The sequence below is a fragment of the Spirillospora sp. NPDC127506 genome (assembly GCF_040302145.1).
GTDB lineage: Bacteria > Actinomycetota > Actinomycetes > Streptosporangiales > Streptosporangiaceae > Spirillospora.
This window is the reverse complement of the sequence record NZ_JBEORG010000012.1, coordinates 69,855-82,928: the sequence shown is the minus strand read 5'-3', so window position 1 is coordinate 82,928 and position 13,074 is coordinate 69,855. Positions and strand designations below refer to the sequence as shown.

16 protein-coding genes are annotated in these 13,074 nt (G+C 73.5%); 1 reads left to right on the top strand and 15 read right to left on the bottom strand.

Going from position 1 to position 13,074, the window contains the following annotated elements; genetic code table 11:
* Positions 1-160 precede the first annotated feature (160 nt).
* The 5 genes from ABTW95_RS14470 to ABTW95_RS14450 form a co-directional block, all read right to left on the bottom strand.
* Complete coding sequence (locus ABTW95_RS14470; RefSeq protein ID WP_500226485.1) at positions 161-1,363, bottom strand: hypothetical protein; 1,203 nt, start codon at positions 1,361-1,363, stop codon at positions 161-163.
* A 108-nt stretch (positions 1,364-1,471) separates the two neighbouring features.
* Positions 1,472-2,251, bottom strand: a complete 780-nt coding sequence (locus tag ABTW95_RS14465) for a hypothetical protein (RefSeq protein ID WP_500226484.1) — start codon at positions 2,249-2,251, stop codon at positions 1,472-1,474.
* A gap of 69 nt (positions 2,252-2,320) precedes the next feature.
* A complete protein-coding gene (locus ABTW95_RS14460; RefSeq protein WP_396447864.1) occupies positions 2,321-3,043 on the bottom strand; it encodes a VIT1/CCC1 transporter family protein in 723 nt (240 codons plus the stop codon).
* 32 nt (positions 3,044-3,075) lie between these two features.
* Positions 3,076-4,356, bottom strand: coding sequence for a prolipoprotein diacylglyceryl transferase (lgt, locus tag ABTW95_RS14455; protein WP_500226483.1), 1,281 nt, complete (start codon positions 4,354-4,356; stop codon positions 3,076-3,078).
* Between the two features lie 46 nt (positions 4,357-4,402).
* The gene (locus ABTW95_RS14450; protein WP_500226482.1) at positions 4,403-5,218 is read right to left on the bottom strand and encodes a DsbA family protein; all 816 of its coding nucleotides are present in this window, start codon (positions 5,216-5,218) and stop codon (positions 4,403-4,405) included.
* A 402-nt stretch (positions 5,219-5,620) separates the two neighbouring features.
* Here ABTW95_RS14450 and ABTW95_RS14445 point away from each other — a divergent pair, with 402 nt between their 5' ends.
* Positions 5,621-5,896 (top strand): hypothetical protein, encoded by a 276-nt coding sequence (locus ABTW95_RS14445; RefSeq protein ID WP_500226481.1) that lies wholly within the window; start codon positions 5,621-5,623, stop codon positions 5,894-5,896.
* A gap of 84 nt (positions 5,897-5,980) precedes the next feature.
* On the opposite strand, the gene ABTW95_RS14440 is transcribed toward ABTW95_RS14445, so the two are convergent.
* From ABTW95_RS14440 to ABTW95_RS14395, 10 genes are all read right to left on the bottom strand, one after another.
* Positions 5,981-6,742 (bottom strand): DsbA family protein, encoded by a 762-nt coding sequence (locus ABTW95_RS14440; RefSeq protein ID WP_500226480.1) that lies wholly within the window; start codon positions 6,740-6,742, stop codon positions 5,981-5,983.
* Between the two features lie 19 nt (positions 6,743-6,761).
* Positions 6,762-7,253, bottom strand: coding sequence for a vitamin K epoxide reductase family protein (locus ABTW95_RS14435; RefSeq protein WP_500226479.1), 492 nt, complete (start codon positions 7,251-7,253; stop codon positions 6,762-6,764).
* Between the two features lie 170 nt (positions 7,254-7,423).
* The gene (trpA, locus tag ABTW95_RS14430; RefSeq protein WP_500226478.1) at positions 7,424-8,236 is read right to left on the bottom strand and encodes a tryptophan synthase subunit alpha; all 813 of its coding nucleotides are present in this window, start codon (positions 8,234-8,236) and stop codon (positions 7,424-7,426) included.
* Positions 8,233-9,468: a tryptophan synthase subunit beta gene (trpB, locus tag ABTW95_RS14425; RefSeq protein WP_500226477.1), complete on the bottom strand. Its 1,236-nt coding sequence runs from the start codon at positions 9,466-9,468 to the stop codon at positions 8,233-8,235. The genes trpA and trpB overlap by 4 nt, the downstream gene beginning before the upstream one ends.
* Before the next feature lie 190 nt (positions 9,469-9,658).
* On the bottom strand, positions 9,659-10,465 hold the full coding sequence (trpC, locus tag ABTW95_RS14420; protein ID WP_500226476.1) for an indole-3-glycerol phosphate synthase TrpC: 807 nt from the start codon (positions 10,463-10,465) through the stop codon (positions 9,659-9,661).
* 101 nt (positions 10,466-10,566) lie between these two features.
* Entirely contained in the window at positions 10,567-11,022 is a 456-nt protein-coding gene (locus tag ABTW95_RS14415) for a DUF2752 domain-containing protein (protein WP_396447856.1), read from the bottom strand.
* Positions 11,023-11,065: 43 nt separating this feature from the next.
* Positions 11,066-11,734 carry a response regulator transcription factor gene (locus ABTW95_RS14410; RefSeq protein ID WP_396447855.1) on the bottom strand — a complete coding sequence of 223 codons (669 nt, stop codon included), beginning with the start codon at positions 11,732-11,734 and terminating at the stop codon, positions 11,066-11,068.
* Positions 11,731-12,324 (bottom strand): Trp biosynthesis-associated membrane protein, encoded by a 594-nt coding sequence (locus tag ABTW95_RS14405; protein WP_500226475.1) that lies wholly within the window; start codon positions 12,322-12,324, stop codon positions 11,731-11,733. Before ABTW95_RS14405 ends, ABTW95_RS14410 begins: the two co-directional genes overlap by 4 nt.
* The gene (hisI, locus tag ABTW95_RS14400; protein WP_396447853.1) at positions 12,321-12,704 is read right to left on the bottom strand and encodes a phosphoribosyl-AMP cyclohydrolase; all 384 of its coding nucleotides are present in this window, start codon (positions 12,702-12,704) and stop codon (positions 12,321-12,323) included. The genes ABTW95_RS14405 and hisI overlap by 4 nt, the downstream gene beginning before the upstream one ends.
* 133 nt (positions 12,705-12,837) lie before the next feature.
* The gene (locus tag ABTW95_RS14395; RefSeq protein WP_026405868.1) at positions 12,838-13,044 is read right to left on the bottom strand and encodes a cold-shock protein; all 207 of its coding nucleotides are present in this window, start codon (positions 13,042-13,044) and stop codon (positions 12,838-12,840) included.
* Positions 13,045-13,074 lie beyond the last annotated feature (30 nt).

Here is a 13,074-nt window from a genome sequence, read left to right as displayed (position 1 = left end):
CCTCGGCGATCGGACGGTGCGTCACCTCAAAGTGGTTTAGACCAATGATACGGGTACACCGGGCGGCGCCCGGCGCCGGTCCCGGTGAGCATCATCACCGTGACGCGATGTTTACCGTGACAAGCCGGTGATCTACCGGAAATTTCCGCCGCCCCGGCCGCTATTCGGATGCGCGGGCGGCGCGGCCGAGCACCGCCGGGGACTTGCCGCCCTCGATCAGCAGCGACAGCAGCGTCTCGTCGGTCGCGTCGCCCTTGCCGTCCAGCCGCTGCGCCCAGGACACCACGGCGAAGTGGCCCATGGCGAGGCCGCGCGCCATGCCGAACCCGCGGCCGAAGTCGTCCAGCGGCTCGGGGGCCTCCAGCGGCAGGACGAAGCCCGCGCCGAGCGTCTGCTCCAGCCTCGCGACGAACCGGTTCGCGTCCTGCGCGGTGTTCAGGTTGAACAGCGCGACCGCCAGCGCGTACCCGCTCCGCGTGTCGGAGTAGATGGCCCGCGCCGCCTGGGTGCAGCCGCCCCGGCCGAGTTCGGCGCCCACGGACCCGCCCCACACGGCGGCGGCGCAGTCGGCGTCCAGCCGCTTGGCGCGCAGCCTCACCTTGGCCTTCCCGCCGGGGACGGACAGCGTCGCCGCCTCCTTGGGGAACGCCTCGTCGGCGGTCAGCGGCGCGGAGTCGCCGCTGCGCGCGGTGATGCCGCCGTACGCGGGAGCCGAGGGGGAGCTGGAGTACGAGGTCGGCGACGGGCCGATCCCGGCCGGCGTCCCGATCTTCGCGTTCGTCGCGTGGTCCGCCGCGGTGCCGGTCCCGCCGCGGAACACGACCACGGCGCCCAGCCCGATCAGCACGAACACGGCCAGCACGGCCGCCGCGCCGAAGTACAGCCTCGCCCCGGGCCCGGCCGCGCTGCGCGCCTCCCCCGCCGCCTTGCCCCTGGCCTTGCCATCGGCCTTGCTCTTGGCCTTGCCCTTGCCGGGGTTCGCCGCGCCGGAGCCGGTCCTGCCGGGCTTCCTGCCCTTCGGAGGCTTCTTCGGCTTCCCGCCGCGCGGACCTGAGGGCGGCGCGGCGCCGTATCCCTCGCCGTACGCCTCGCCGTACGCCTCGCCGTACGGTGCTCCCCCGTACCCCTCGCCGCCGTACCGGCCGTCCCCGTAGGGCTCGCTCCCGTACGGCGCGCCCTCGTACGGAGCCTCGCCGTAGGCCGCGTCCCCGTAGGGCGCCTCGCTGTACGGCCGTGCGGGCGGCGGCGCGGGCCGCTCCCTCGGCGGGGCGGGGCGGCGGGCCGGGGCTCCTCGGCGGGGGCCGCCGGCGCGGGCGGGCGGGGTCCGGCGGGGGCCGGGCCGGCCGCGGCCCTGCCGGCTCACCGGGGCTCTCCCGCGGCCGCCGCGGCGGGGTTCATCGGGGTCCACGAGCGCGCAGACTACTGCCCGCCGGCCGGTGGCGCGTCCGTGCGCGGCGCGGTCACTGCCCGCTCACCCGCCGGAGGCCAGGTCGAGCCGCCCGTAGAGGAAGTCGGCGGCGTTCTCGATCACGAGGCTCACGTCGATCATCTCGTTGAGCGAGGCGGGCTGCGCCCCGCCGGCCCGCTCCACCCACGTGATCACGGCGTAGTGGCCGTAGGTCTTGGCGTAGGCGGCGCTGAACCCCTGCCCGAAGGCGGGCGCGTCCGGCGCGTTCAGCGGCGTCACCCAGCCCGCGCCGGTCGCCGGGTCGAGGTCGCGCAGGATCTGCTTGACGCCGTCCTCGGTCGCCATGTTCAGCACGACGAACTGGCCGACGTGCTTCTTGTCGGCGCTCACGTAGGCGGCGCGGACGAGCTGGGTGCACTGGTACTTGGCGAGGTCGGCCTGCAGGCGGCCGCCCCAGGTCCCGGCTTTGCAGTCGTTCGCCAGCTTGGACGCGGCCAGCTTGAACGCGTACTTGTCGGTCTTGAGGTCCTTGGCGGAGAACGCCTCGCCCTCGGTGATCGCGCGGGCGTCGGCGGACCGGGACGCGATCTGGCGGAAGCCCTCGCCGAGGTAGTCCGGCGTGTACGCGGTCGGCACCGCCGTCTTCGCCGCCTTCTCGTCGCCTCCGCCGGTGAGCAGGAGCACGGCCGCCACGGCGACGATCACCGCGACGATCGCGGCGGCGGCGCCGAACAGCAGCTTCGGGTTGGGGAGCTTGCGGCCGGGCTTGTCCTCCGGCCAGAAGTCACGCCCGCGGCCCTGCTGCGCGGTCTGGGCGGAACCTGAGTCACGAGCCTCGATCACGCCCCGGAGCTTAGCGGGCCGGATGGTCGCCGCGCGCCCAAAAGGGCTTTTCGTCCAGATTCCTTGGCCCTACAGGCCGTTGGTGCCGATCAGCGCGCCGACGGCGTAGGTGACGCCCGCGGCGGCGGCGCCGAACAGCAGCTGCCGCGCCCCGCCGAACCACCACGGCCTGGTGGTGATCCGCGAGACCAGCGCCCCGGCGGAGAACAGGCCGAGGGCCGCGACGATCGCGGCCGGCCACAGCGACGCGGCGCCCAGCAGGTAGGGCAGCACGGGCAGGACCGCGCCGACCGCGAACGACAGGAACGACGAGCCCGCCGCCAGCACCGGCGAGGGCAGGTCGCCCGGCGTCACGCCGAGCTCCTCCCTGGTGTGCACCTCCAGGGCCTCGTCGGGGTCCCGGGACAGCTGCCGGGCGACCTCGGCGGCCGTCTCGGCGTCCACGCCGCGGGCCTCGAACACCTCGGCCAGCTCGCGCTCCTCGGCGGCCGGGTGGCGGGCCAGCTCCAGCCGCTCCACCTCGATCTCCGCCTCCGCCAGCTCCGACTGGGAGGCGACCGAGATGTACTCCCCCGCCGCCATCGAGAACGCGCCCGCCGCCAGGCCGGCGAGCCCGGCCAGCAGGACGACCTTCTGCCCGGCCTGCCCGCCCGCGACGCCCGCGATCAGCGCGAAGTTGGAGACGAGCCCGTCCATCGCGCCGAACACCGCGGGCCGCAGCCAGCCCCCGGTGACGTCGCGGTGCTGGTGGTGGCGCTCCGGGACCGCCCGGGGCTTCTTCTCACCGGTCATCTGAGCCTGCGTCCGACACGCGTCGCCGTCTCCTACTTCCCGTCCGTGACGGGCTCCCCCTTCGTCGCCCGGCGGGGGTCGGCGGCGCCGTCGCCCTCGGCGTCCACCGCGCCGGGCGCCTCGCCGGCCACCGCCTCGGCATCGGACTCGGCATCGGACTCGGCATCGGGCTGCTCGTCAGGCTGCTCGTCAGGCTGCTCGTCGGCCTGCCCGTCGGCCGCAGTCTCGGGCTTCGGCTCGGCGTCCCGGGCGTCCTCCGCCGCGCCGGCCGCGCCGGAGCCCCCCTCCGGTTCCCCGGCGGCGTCCGGCTCGTCCGCGGGCTCGCCGGCCTTCGAGTCCGTCTCGGCACCGGACTCCGTCCCGGCCTCGGCTGCGGCCTTCGCGTCGGTCCCGGCTTCGGGCCCGGTCTCCGGCTCGTCCCCGGCGGCCGGGGCGGCCGCGGTGCCGCCGGGCGCGGCAGCGGCGGTCGGGCCGCCGACGTTCTCCGGGCCGCTGCGGCCCCGGTTCAGGTACAGGTAGGCGACCGCGCCGAGGAACAGGATGATCGACGTCCAGTCGTTCAGCCGCAGCCCGAGGACGTGGTGGGCGTCGTCGATGCGCAGCGCCTCGATCCAGCCGCGCCCGACCGTGTAGGCGGCGACATAGAGGGCGAACGCGCGGCCGTGCGTGAGCTTGTAGCGGCGGTCGGCCCAGATGACCAGGACCGCGACGCCGACGCACCACAGCGACTCGTACAGGAACGTCGGGTGGTAGGTCGCGACGTCGGCGTACTTGGGGTCGAGGGCGGGCCCGCCGTCCAGCATCGGCCGGTGGTTCTCGTCGATCTTCAGGGCCCAGAAGGCGTCCAGCGGGCGGCCGTACAGCTCCTGGTTCCAGTAGTTGCCCCAGCGGCCGATCGCCTGCGCGAGGGCGATGCCGGGCGCGACCGCGTCGGCGAGCGCCAGGATCGAGATGCCCCGCCGCCGGCAGCCGATGTACGCGCCGAGCGCGCCGAGCGCGATCGCGCCCCAGATGCCGAGGCCGCCCTTCCAGATCTCCAGCGCCCGCAGCGGCTCGCCGTTCTCCCCGAAGTAGCGCTGGTAGTCGGTGATCACGTGGTAGAGCCGCCCGCCGACCAGGCCGAACGGCACCGCCCACACGGCCACGTCGACGATCACGCCCGGCGCGCCGCCCTTGGCGGCCCAGCGCCGCTCGCCCAGCCAGACCGCGGCGACGATGCCGAGAATGATCATGATGGCGTAGGCGCGGATCGGGACGGGCCCGAGGTGCCAGACGCCCTGCGAGGGACTCGGGATGTAGGCGAGCTGGTGCATGACCGTTGACGTTACCGCCTCCCGGGCGCAGTCCGCGCCCTCTCCTTCACCGCCGTCCGGCCGCCGTGCCGGCGGACCGGGTGCCTCCCGGCGCCGGCGCGCTGCCGGTGGCCTTCGCGACGGCCTTCTTCAGCTCGCCGGGCGAGCCGAGGACGTCGTCGCCGACCTTCTTGCCGTTCAGTGCCAGGTACGGGGTCGAGTCGACCCCGGCCTTCCCGGCCTGGGCGCTGGCCTGGTCCACGGCGTCCATCTTCTGCTCGCCGTTGACGCAGGCGGCGAAGGACGGGTCGGTCACGCCCAGGTCGGCCGCCCATTTTATGAGGTCCTGCGGGAGGAACCCCTTCTTGCCCTCTTCGGGCTGCTCGGCGTAGAGCCGGTCGTGGTACTTGATCCAGTGGTCGGCGGGCATGCAGGCGGCGGCGTTCGCGGCGCGGCGCGAGTTCGACATCAGCGGGTCCTGCTGGAACAGCTGGAACGGCCGGTAGACGACCTTCAGCCTGCCCTCCGCGGCGAGCTGCTTCATCGTCCCGCCGAGCCGCGCCTCCATCGCCTTGCACGCGGGGCACTGGAAGTCCTCCCAGACGTCGAGGACGGGCGCGTTCACCCCCGGCTTCGCCATCGCGACCGAGCCGTCCTGCTGCCGGGTCGCGGGGGCGAGCGCGCCCCTGTAGTCGCCGATCGCGGCCTCGTCGCCGCCGTTGCGGGACACCAGCACGACGACCGCCGCGACCACGACCGCCGCCAGGGCGACGGCTCCGAGGACGACCAGCAGCGCGCGCTGCCGCCGTCCCTGGGCCGCCGCCCGTGCCCGTTCGTCCGCGAGGCGCCGCCGCGCGGACGGTTCCCTGCCCTGCTCGCTCACCCGGTCCCCCGATCGCCATCGTGCGTCATCGAATACGCACAGAGCGTAACCGACGGGGGAGTTCTGAGTCCGCGTCGCCGGTCCGGTGCATCCGGGATTCACAGCACATCGCGCCATGACGGTCCCCGAGCCCGGTGGGCGCCACGCGCGAGCAAAAAGTGCGGCGCTCCCGCCGGCGACCGCACAAAAAGTCCACTGATCCGACGGCGGCGACAAATTTGAATAAGTGATCAAGATCATGCGGCACAATCCGGACAAACAGGTTTACCTTTAAAAGGACCGCGACCACCTGCACGGATGACCATCCCATCGCCCCCCTTCAACTTCACCCCCTATTGCCATAAAAGGCGACGGATGGAACCTTCTTCTCGGCAATCAGTCCCCCATGAGGAGGGTGCAAACATGACGTCAGCCCTGAAGGGTCTCCTCGTCGCCGGAGCGACGTTCGCGACGGCTTCGGTGATGCTGTTCTCCCCGTCCGTCGGACAAGCCCAGGCCGGCAGCTGCTCGACCTGGAAGGACTCCAACACCTTCGGCGCGAAGTGCAACTACGCGCACACCGCACACGCCCGCTGCCACGACGGTTCCGAGCAGTACGGGCTCTCCGTGATCGCGGGCCGCTGGTCCTACGCCTACTGCTCCGGCCACGGTGGCTTGAGCTACGGCTGGGTCGTCTAGGGCGGACACGGAAGAACGGCCGGCCGAGCATCGCGCTCAGCCGGCCGCTTCACTTCCGCGCCATTTCTCCGCGGTGCGCCGTCGTCAGGAGGCGTCCAGGATCGCCTTCTCCAGATCCTTCGGGCTGAACAGCAGGTTCTGGTCGACGGGGTTCCCGTTGACCAGCATGGAGGGCGTTCCGGCGCGGTCGCCGAACTTCTCATGGAGGAGTTTCAACCCCGCATCGGTGTCCTTCTTGACCTGCGAGGCGTACTTCTGGTCACTGGTGCAGGAGTCGAACGAGCCGCCCACCCCCGCCTTCTTTCCGAACTCCTTCAGCCGGTCGATGGTCAGCGCCTCGCGCTCGTCCGGCTGGTTCCGGTAGACCACGTCGTGGAACTGCAGGTATCGCCCGGCGTCCGCCGCGCACCGTCCAGCGGCCGCGGCACGGACCGAGCCCTCGGGGTTGACGAACCCGAGCAGGTGGAAGTTGACCTTGATCTTGCCTTCCCCGGCAAGGCGTTTCACCAGGTCGCCGCTCTTCTCCTCGAACTGCTTGCAGATCGGGCACTGGAAGTCCTCGTACAGGTCGACCGTCGGGCCGGTCGTGTTGGGCTGGGCCATCACGATCAAGCCGTCCTGATCCACCTTGATCGGTGCGATCGGGCCCGTGTACGCCATGCCCTTGAGGTCGTCTCCGTCACTGTTCGCCTGGTAGACCACCGCTCCCACCACGACAAGGGCGACCACGATGACCGACGAGCAGGCCACCAACAGGATACGGAGACGCTTCGTCTTGACCGCCTGGCGCCTGCGCTCCTCGGCTAGCCGCTCCCTGGCCGATCGTTCCCGCGCGGCCTTGCTCATTTCTCTTCTCCCTTGAAACTCATCCGGCCTCCCCGATCCGACGGATCTCCTCGGCCAGGACGAGAACGAACAACAGGACGGTTATGACGTGCACTCCGGTGCACCACAGACAGATCTTGTGCAGCAGAACCAGCTCCACCGACACGAGGTACACCACGAAAACGAGTCCGACCCCAGTGGCCGCCAGCCGCCCCCAGCGCAGCGGCGGCCAGGGCGAGCGCAGCGCCCACGGCGTCAGCAGCGCGCCGAAGCCGACGAAGAACGCCAGGCCCAGCAGCGGCATCGGGATGCCGAGCAGGGTGGAGTACTCGCTCGTCGTGACCGCGTGGCAGTCGATCGTCGAGGTCGCCGAGCACACCAGCGCGCTCTCGTCGTAGTGGCTGACCGTCAGGTAGCCGGAGATCCCGAGCCCGCCGAGCGTCAGCAGCCAGGCCGCGATCTGGAACCAGGCGGGCGGCAGCTGCGGCGCCGCCGTCTTGGCCCGGCCCTTCGCCGTCATCTCTTGCGTCATCGTCTTCCTTCCGGGACCGCCTCCTCCGGCGAACACACCCTACGGGAGGACGGCGGCACCACAAGCAACAACTCGGCGGCGGCCGCCCCGAGTTCCCGGAGTACCGTAAAGCCCGCGCGGAAACGGCTTTTCCGCGTTCCGCGCGGGCCTCGCGGGCATGTCCGGAATGATCAGTGCCGGGTGCGGACGCCCGCCGCCAGCTCCTCGGTGAGCGACCGGACCCCGGCCAGTCCCGCCGTCAGGTCGGGGGCCTCCAGGACGCGGCGGACGAACGCCGACCCGACGATCACGCCGTCCGCGAACCCGGCGACCTCGGCGGCCTGCGCGCCGGTGCCGACGCCCAGCCCGAGCCCGATCGGCAGCCCGGTCCCGGCCTTGTCGATCACCGCGCGGGTCCGCTCGACCAGGCGCGGGGCGCCGGTGTCGACGGCGGAGCGGGCGCCGGTGACGCCCATCAGCGACGCCGCGTACACGAATCCGCGGCACACGCCGGTGATCGTCTCGATGCGCTGGTCGGTGGAGCTGAGCGCGACGAGGAACACCCGGTCGAGGCCGTGCTCGTCGGACGCCTCCAGCCAGTCGCCGCCCTCCTCGGGCGTGAGGTCCGGGGTGATCAGCCCGCGGCCGCCGGCGGACGCCAGGTCGCGGGCGAACCGGCCGACGCCGTAGTGGTCGACGGGGTTCCAGTACGTCATGACGAGGACCGGTGCGCCGGCGGCGGCGACGGCCTCGACCGTCCGGAACACGTCGGCGACGCGGGCGCCGCCGGCGAGGGCCTGGTGGACGGCGTCCTGGATGACGGGGCCGTCGATCATCGGGTCGGTGTACGGCAGGCCGAGCTCGATGGCGTCGCAGCCCGCGTCGACCATGGTCCTGGCGACCTCGACCGCGCCGTCGACGGTCGGGAACCCGACGGGCAGGTAGCCGACGAGCGCGGCCCGCCCCTCGGCCTCGGCCTTCTCGAAGACGGACCGGACGCTCACTCGCCCTCTCCTTCCGGCATCAGGCCGAAGAAGGCCGCGGCCGTGTGCATGTCCTTGTCTCCGCGCCCGGACAGGCACACTACGACGGTGGCGTCCGGGCCCAGCTCCTTGCCGACCTTGAGCGCGCCGGCGAGCGCGTGCGCCGACTCGATGGCGGGGATGATCCCCTCGGTGCGGCACAGCAGCGCGAACGCGTCCATCGCCTCCGCGTCGGTGATCTCGCGGTACTCGGCGCGGCCGGTGTCGTGCAGCCACGAATGCTCGGGGCCGACGCCGGGGTAGTCGAGGCCGGCGGAGATCGAGTGGGTCTCGAGCGTCTGGCCGTCGTCGTCCTGCAGCAGGTACGTCCGCATGCCGTGGATGACGCCGAGGGAGCCGCCGGTGAGGGTCGCGGCGTGCCTGCCGGTCGCGACGCCGTCGCCGCCCGCCTCGAACCCGTACAGCCGGACGGACTCGTCCGGGACGAAGGCGTGGAAGATGCCGATCGCGTTGGAGCCGCCGCCGACGCAGGCGACGACCGCGTCCGGCAGGGCGCCCGTCGCGTCGAGGCACTGCCGCCGCGCCTCGACGCCGATCACGCGCTGGAAGTCGCGGACCATCATCGGGAACGGGTGCGGGCCCATGACGGACCCGATGCAGTAGTGGGTGTCGTCGACGGTGGCGACCCAGTCGCGGAACGCCTCGTTGCAGGCGTCCTTGAGGGTGCGGCTGCCGTTCTTCACCGGGACGACCTCGGCGCCGAGCATCCGCATCCGGGCGACGTTGAGGGCCTGCCGCTCGGTGTCGACCTCGCCCATGTAGACGGTGCAGGTGAGGCCGAGGAGGGCGGCGGCGGTGGCGGTGGCGACGCCGTGCTGCCCGGCGCCGGTCTCGGCGATGATCCGGGACTTGCCCATCCGGCGGGTGAGCAGCGCCTGGCCCAGCACGTTGTTGATCTTGTGCGAGCCGGTGTGGTTGAGGTCCTCGCGCTTGAGCAGCACCCGGGCGCCGCCCGCGTGCTCGGCGAAGCGCTTCGCCTCGGTCAGCAGGCTGGGGCGGCCGGCGTAGTTCGCGAGGAGGTCGTCCAGCTCCCCGGTGAAGGCGGGGTCGCTCTTGGCGGCCTCGAACTCGCGGGTCAGCTCGTCCAGCGCGGCCATCAGCGCCTCGGGGGCGAACCGGCCGCCGAAGCGGCCGAAGCGGCCGGCGGCGTCGGGTACGGCTTCAGCACCGCGCGCGGCGGTGTCCGTGGTCATGGGAAAACGCGTCCTGTCGTGGGAGAAGTGGATGGGGTCGTCGGGGGCCTGGACTAGCCCCGCCATCGCTCCCGGAGCGGTTCGACCTGCATGCCCCCACCCTATCCAGTAGGCGTTTCCGTGTGGGCGCGGTCCTCGCGCCCCCGGCCCTCGCGCACCCGGTCCCCGCGCACCCGCGCGGGCGGCGGGCTCAGCCGCTCTGCCGGAGCGCCGGGTGGGCGCCGGCGGCGACGAGGTCGGCGACGGCGGCGCGCGGGTCCCGGCCGATGACGAGGCTCTCCCCCACCAGGACCGCGTCGGCGCCGCTGGAGGCGTAGGCGAGCAGGTCGTGCGGGCCCCGCACCCCGGACTCGGCGATCTTCACGACGTCCTTGGGGATGGTCGGCGCGACCCGGGCGAACACCCCGCGGTCGACCTTGAGGGTGCGCAGGTCGCGGGCGTTCACGCCGACGACCCTGGCGCCGGCCTCGACGGCGCGGGCCGCCTCCTCCTCGGTGTGCGCCTCGACGAGCGGCAGCAGCCCGATGGACTCGGCCCGCTCCACCAGCGACACCAGGGCGTCCTGCTCCAGCGCCGCGACGATCAGCAGCACCATGTCGGCGCCCGCGGCGCGCGCCTCCCACAGCTGGTAGGAGGTGACGATGAAGTCCTTGCGCAGGATGGAGACGTCGACGTTGGCGCGGACGTCGGCGAGGTCCTGGAGGCTGCCGCCGAACCGGCGCCGCTCGGTCAGCACGCTGATGACCTTGGCGCCGCCGGCCTCGTAGTCGCGGGCGAGCGCGGCGGGGTCGGCGATCGCGGCGAGCGCGCCCTTGGACGGGCTGCTGCGCTTGACCTCGGCGATGACCGACACGCCCGGGCCGCGCAGCGCGGCGAGCGCGTCCCGCGGGGCCGGGGCCCGGGCCGCCTTCTCCTTGACCGCGTCGAGCGGGACCTCGCGCTGCCTGTCGGCGAGATCGGCCCGGACGCCTTCGATGATCTCGTCCAAAACGCTCAAGGTCGCAGGCCCCCTATTTCAGGTCGTTCCGTGCACCGATCGTAGCCGCCTCCCGTCGCGCGGCACCCACCCGGGAGGCCCCGTCCGACGCCTCGCGCAGGTCAGGGGGCCAGGGCGTGCGCGAACGGCAGGTTGCGCACGATCCAGTAGACGATGACGAGGCCGAGGAACGCGTAGACGACGGGCGGCTTGAAGAGGGCCGTGCGCATCGGCAGGCCCCGCGCGGCCGCGACGGTCCACCGCGCGTAGAGGTAGCCGAGGACGGGCAGCAGGGCGAACAGCAGCGGGTTGAGCCCGAACGCGGTGCCCGCGTCGCCGTGCGTCAGCGCGTAGACGAGCCGCGTCGCCCCGCAGCCGGGGCAGTAGTACCCGGTCAGCGCCAGGAACGGGCAGCCGGGATAGTGCCCCGCCTCGTTCGGGTCGCCCCTGAGGGCCACGATCAGGGCGCCGGCGGCGGCGCCGCCGAGCACCGCCGCCTGCGGCAGCAGCGCGCGCACCCCGCCGCGCGGCGCGGTCCGGGGCGCGTGTTCGTGCGAGGGGACGGATACCCGGGTCACACCGTCCACGATAGGCGGTGCGGCGGCGGGCGGCCCGGGGCCCTCACCCGTCGAGGACGTAGCCGATGCCCCTGACCGTCCTGATGGGGGTGCCCTCGCCGAGCTTGGCGCGGAGCTGGGCCACGTGGACGTCCACGGTGCGGCTGCCGGCGCCCGCGCCGGGGCCCCAGGCGGCGTCGAGGAGCTGCTCGCGGGTGAAGACGCGGCCGGGGTTGGCCATGAGGAATTCGAGGAGGTCGAACTCGGTGACGGTGAGGGCGACGCGGCGGTCGCCGGCGACGGCGGTCCGGTCGCGCGGGTCGAGGGCGATCGGCCCGGCCCGCAGCGGCACCGGGGGCGGCTCGGCGGGGGCGCCGCGGCGGAGCGCCTCGGCGACGGCGGCGACGAGGACGCGGGGGCCGAAGGGGCGCTCGACGCGGTGGTCGCCGAGCGAGCGGGCGGCGAGCGGGTCGAGGGGGCCGGTGACGGCGACGACGGGCGCCGGGCGGGCGGCGTCGGCGACCCGCCGGTACAGGTCGGCGGGCAGCGCGGCGGTGGACAGGTCGAGGACGACGGCGTCGGGCCGGGCGCGCTCGGCGGCGGCGGGCGCGCGGGCGGGGTCGGCCACGATCTCGACGTCGAAGCCCTCCCGGGCGAGGTAGCGGCGCTGCAGTTCGGCGACTGCGGGGTCGTGCTCGACCACGAGCACGACGCCGCCACCGTCGGCGGTCACGGCCGGCCGTTCCGCTGCGCGGTCGGGTCCTCGCCGCGGTCGAGGGACCGCCACATCGCCGACGGGTCGCCGGACTCGGCCTCCGCCGCGGGCGGGCGGGCGCCCGCGCGCTCGTAGCGGGACGACATCCCGGGCCAGCGGGCACCGCGCACGGCCGTGACGAGGCCGGCGGCGACGAGCAGGACGCCGCCGGCCACCGAGACCGTCCACCACGGGTTCACGTGCAGGGCGGGGTCGGCGCCGAGCTTGAGCAGGGTGCTCTTGTCGCCGGCGGCGGACAGGACGTTGGAGCGCCGGACGGCGGCCGCGGACGCGTAGGCGATCCCGGCCCCGAACAGGGCGATGAGGACGCCGACGGCGGCGCGGACGCGGCCGCGGGCGGCGAACAGCGCGGCGAGGCCGGCGAGGCCCGCCCAGCCGAGGGCGCCCGCGGCGCCGCCGAGGTCGCCGCCGGTGAGCGTCCGGGTGAACGGGGTGATGGCGTGCCGGGCCTCGACGGTGGCCCAGGGGCGGCCGGCGGCGAGCAGGGCGAGACCGGCGCCGGCGGCGCACAGCAGCGCCGCCAGGCCGCGTTCGCGCCCGGGCGTCATGCGCTCTGCTCGGGCCGCTCCCCGACGACGGCGTCGAGGACGTCGGCGTCCCAGCAGGTGCGGTCGCCGGTGTGGCAGGCGCCGCCGACCTGGTCGACCTTCACCAGGACGGCGTCGGCGTCGCAGTCCAGCGCGACCGACTTGACCCACTGCTGGTGGCCGGAGCTCTCGCCCTTCACCCAGTACTCCTGCCGGCTGCGCGACCAGTAGGTGCAGCGGCCGGTGGTGAGCGTGCGGTGCAGGGCCTCGTCGTCCATCCAGCCGAGCATGAGCACCTCGCCGGTGTCGTACTGCTGGGCGATGGCGGGCACGAGGCCGTTCGGGTCGCGCTTCAGCCGATCGGCGATCTTCGGGTCCAGGTTGGACGGGCGTGCGGACATGACCCGCAGTTTATTGCGCCGCGGCCCGCCCCCCGAACGCGGCCCGTGAACGCGGTCCCCGGAGCGGAGGCCCGGAGAACGAAAGGGCCCGCTCCCGGCGGAGGGAACGGGCCCAGACGTACGACTGCGGGTGTTACAGGGGGACGACCTGGTCGGCCTGCGGACCCCGGTTACCCTGCGTCACCTCGAACTGGACGCGCTGGTTCTCGTCCAGCGTGCGGTATCCGGAGGTCTGGATAGCCGAGTAGTGCACGAAGACGTCCGGGCCGCCGCCGTCCACGGCGATGAATCCGAAGCCCTTCTCGGCGTTGAACCACTTCACGGTGCCCTGCTGGGGCATGTCTTTCTCCTTGCGGCAAAACCTGGGCCC

Coding starts and splice junctions, on each gene's coding strand:
- ABTW95_RS14435 (WP_500226479.1), bottom strand. CDS start 7,253: ATGACGCAAGAGATGACGGCGAAGGGCCGGGCCAAGACGGCGGCGCCG.
- hisI (WP_396447853.1), bottom strand. CDS start 12,704: ATGTCCGCACGCCCGTCCAACCTGGACCCGAAGATCGCCGATCGGCTG.
- lgt (WP_500226483.1), bottom strand. CDS start 4,356: ATGCACCAGCTCGCCTACATCCCGAGTCCCTCGCAGGGCGTCTGGCAC.
- ABTW95_RS14440 (WP_500226480.1), bottom strand. CDS start 6,742: ATGAGCAAGGCCGCGCGGGAACGATCGGCCAGGGAGCGGCTAGCCGAG.
- ABTW95_RS14445 (WP_500226481.1), top strand. CDS start 5,621: ATGACGTCAGCCCTGAAGGGTCTCCTCGTCGCCGGAGCGACGTTCGCG.
- trpB (WP_500226477.1), bottom strand. CDS start 9,468: ATGACCACGGACACCGCCGCGCGCGGTGCTGAAGCCGTACCCGACGCC.
- ABTW95_RS14405 (WP_500226475.1), bottom strand. CDS start 12,324: ATGACGCCCGGGCGCGAACGCGGCCTGGCGGCGCTGCTGTGCGCCGCC.
- ABTW95_RS14395 (WP_026405868.1), bottom strand. CDS start 13,044: ATGCCCCAGCAGGGCACCGTGAAGTGGTTCAACGCCGAGAAGGGCTTC.
- ABTW95_RS14460 (WP_396447864.1), bottom strand. CDS start 3,043: ATGACCGGTGAGAAGAAGCCCCGGGCGGTCCCGGAGCGCCACCACCAG.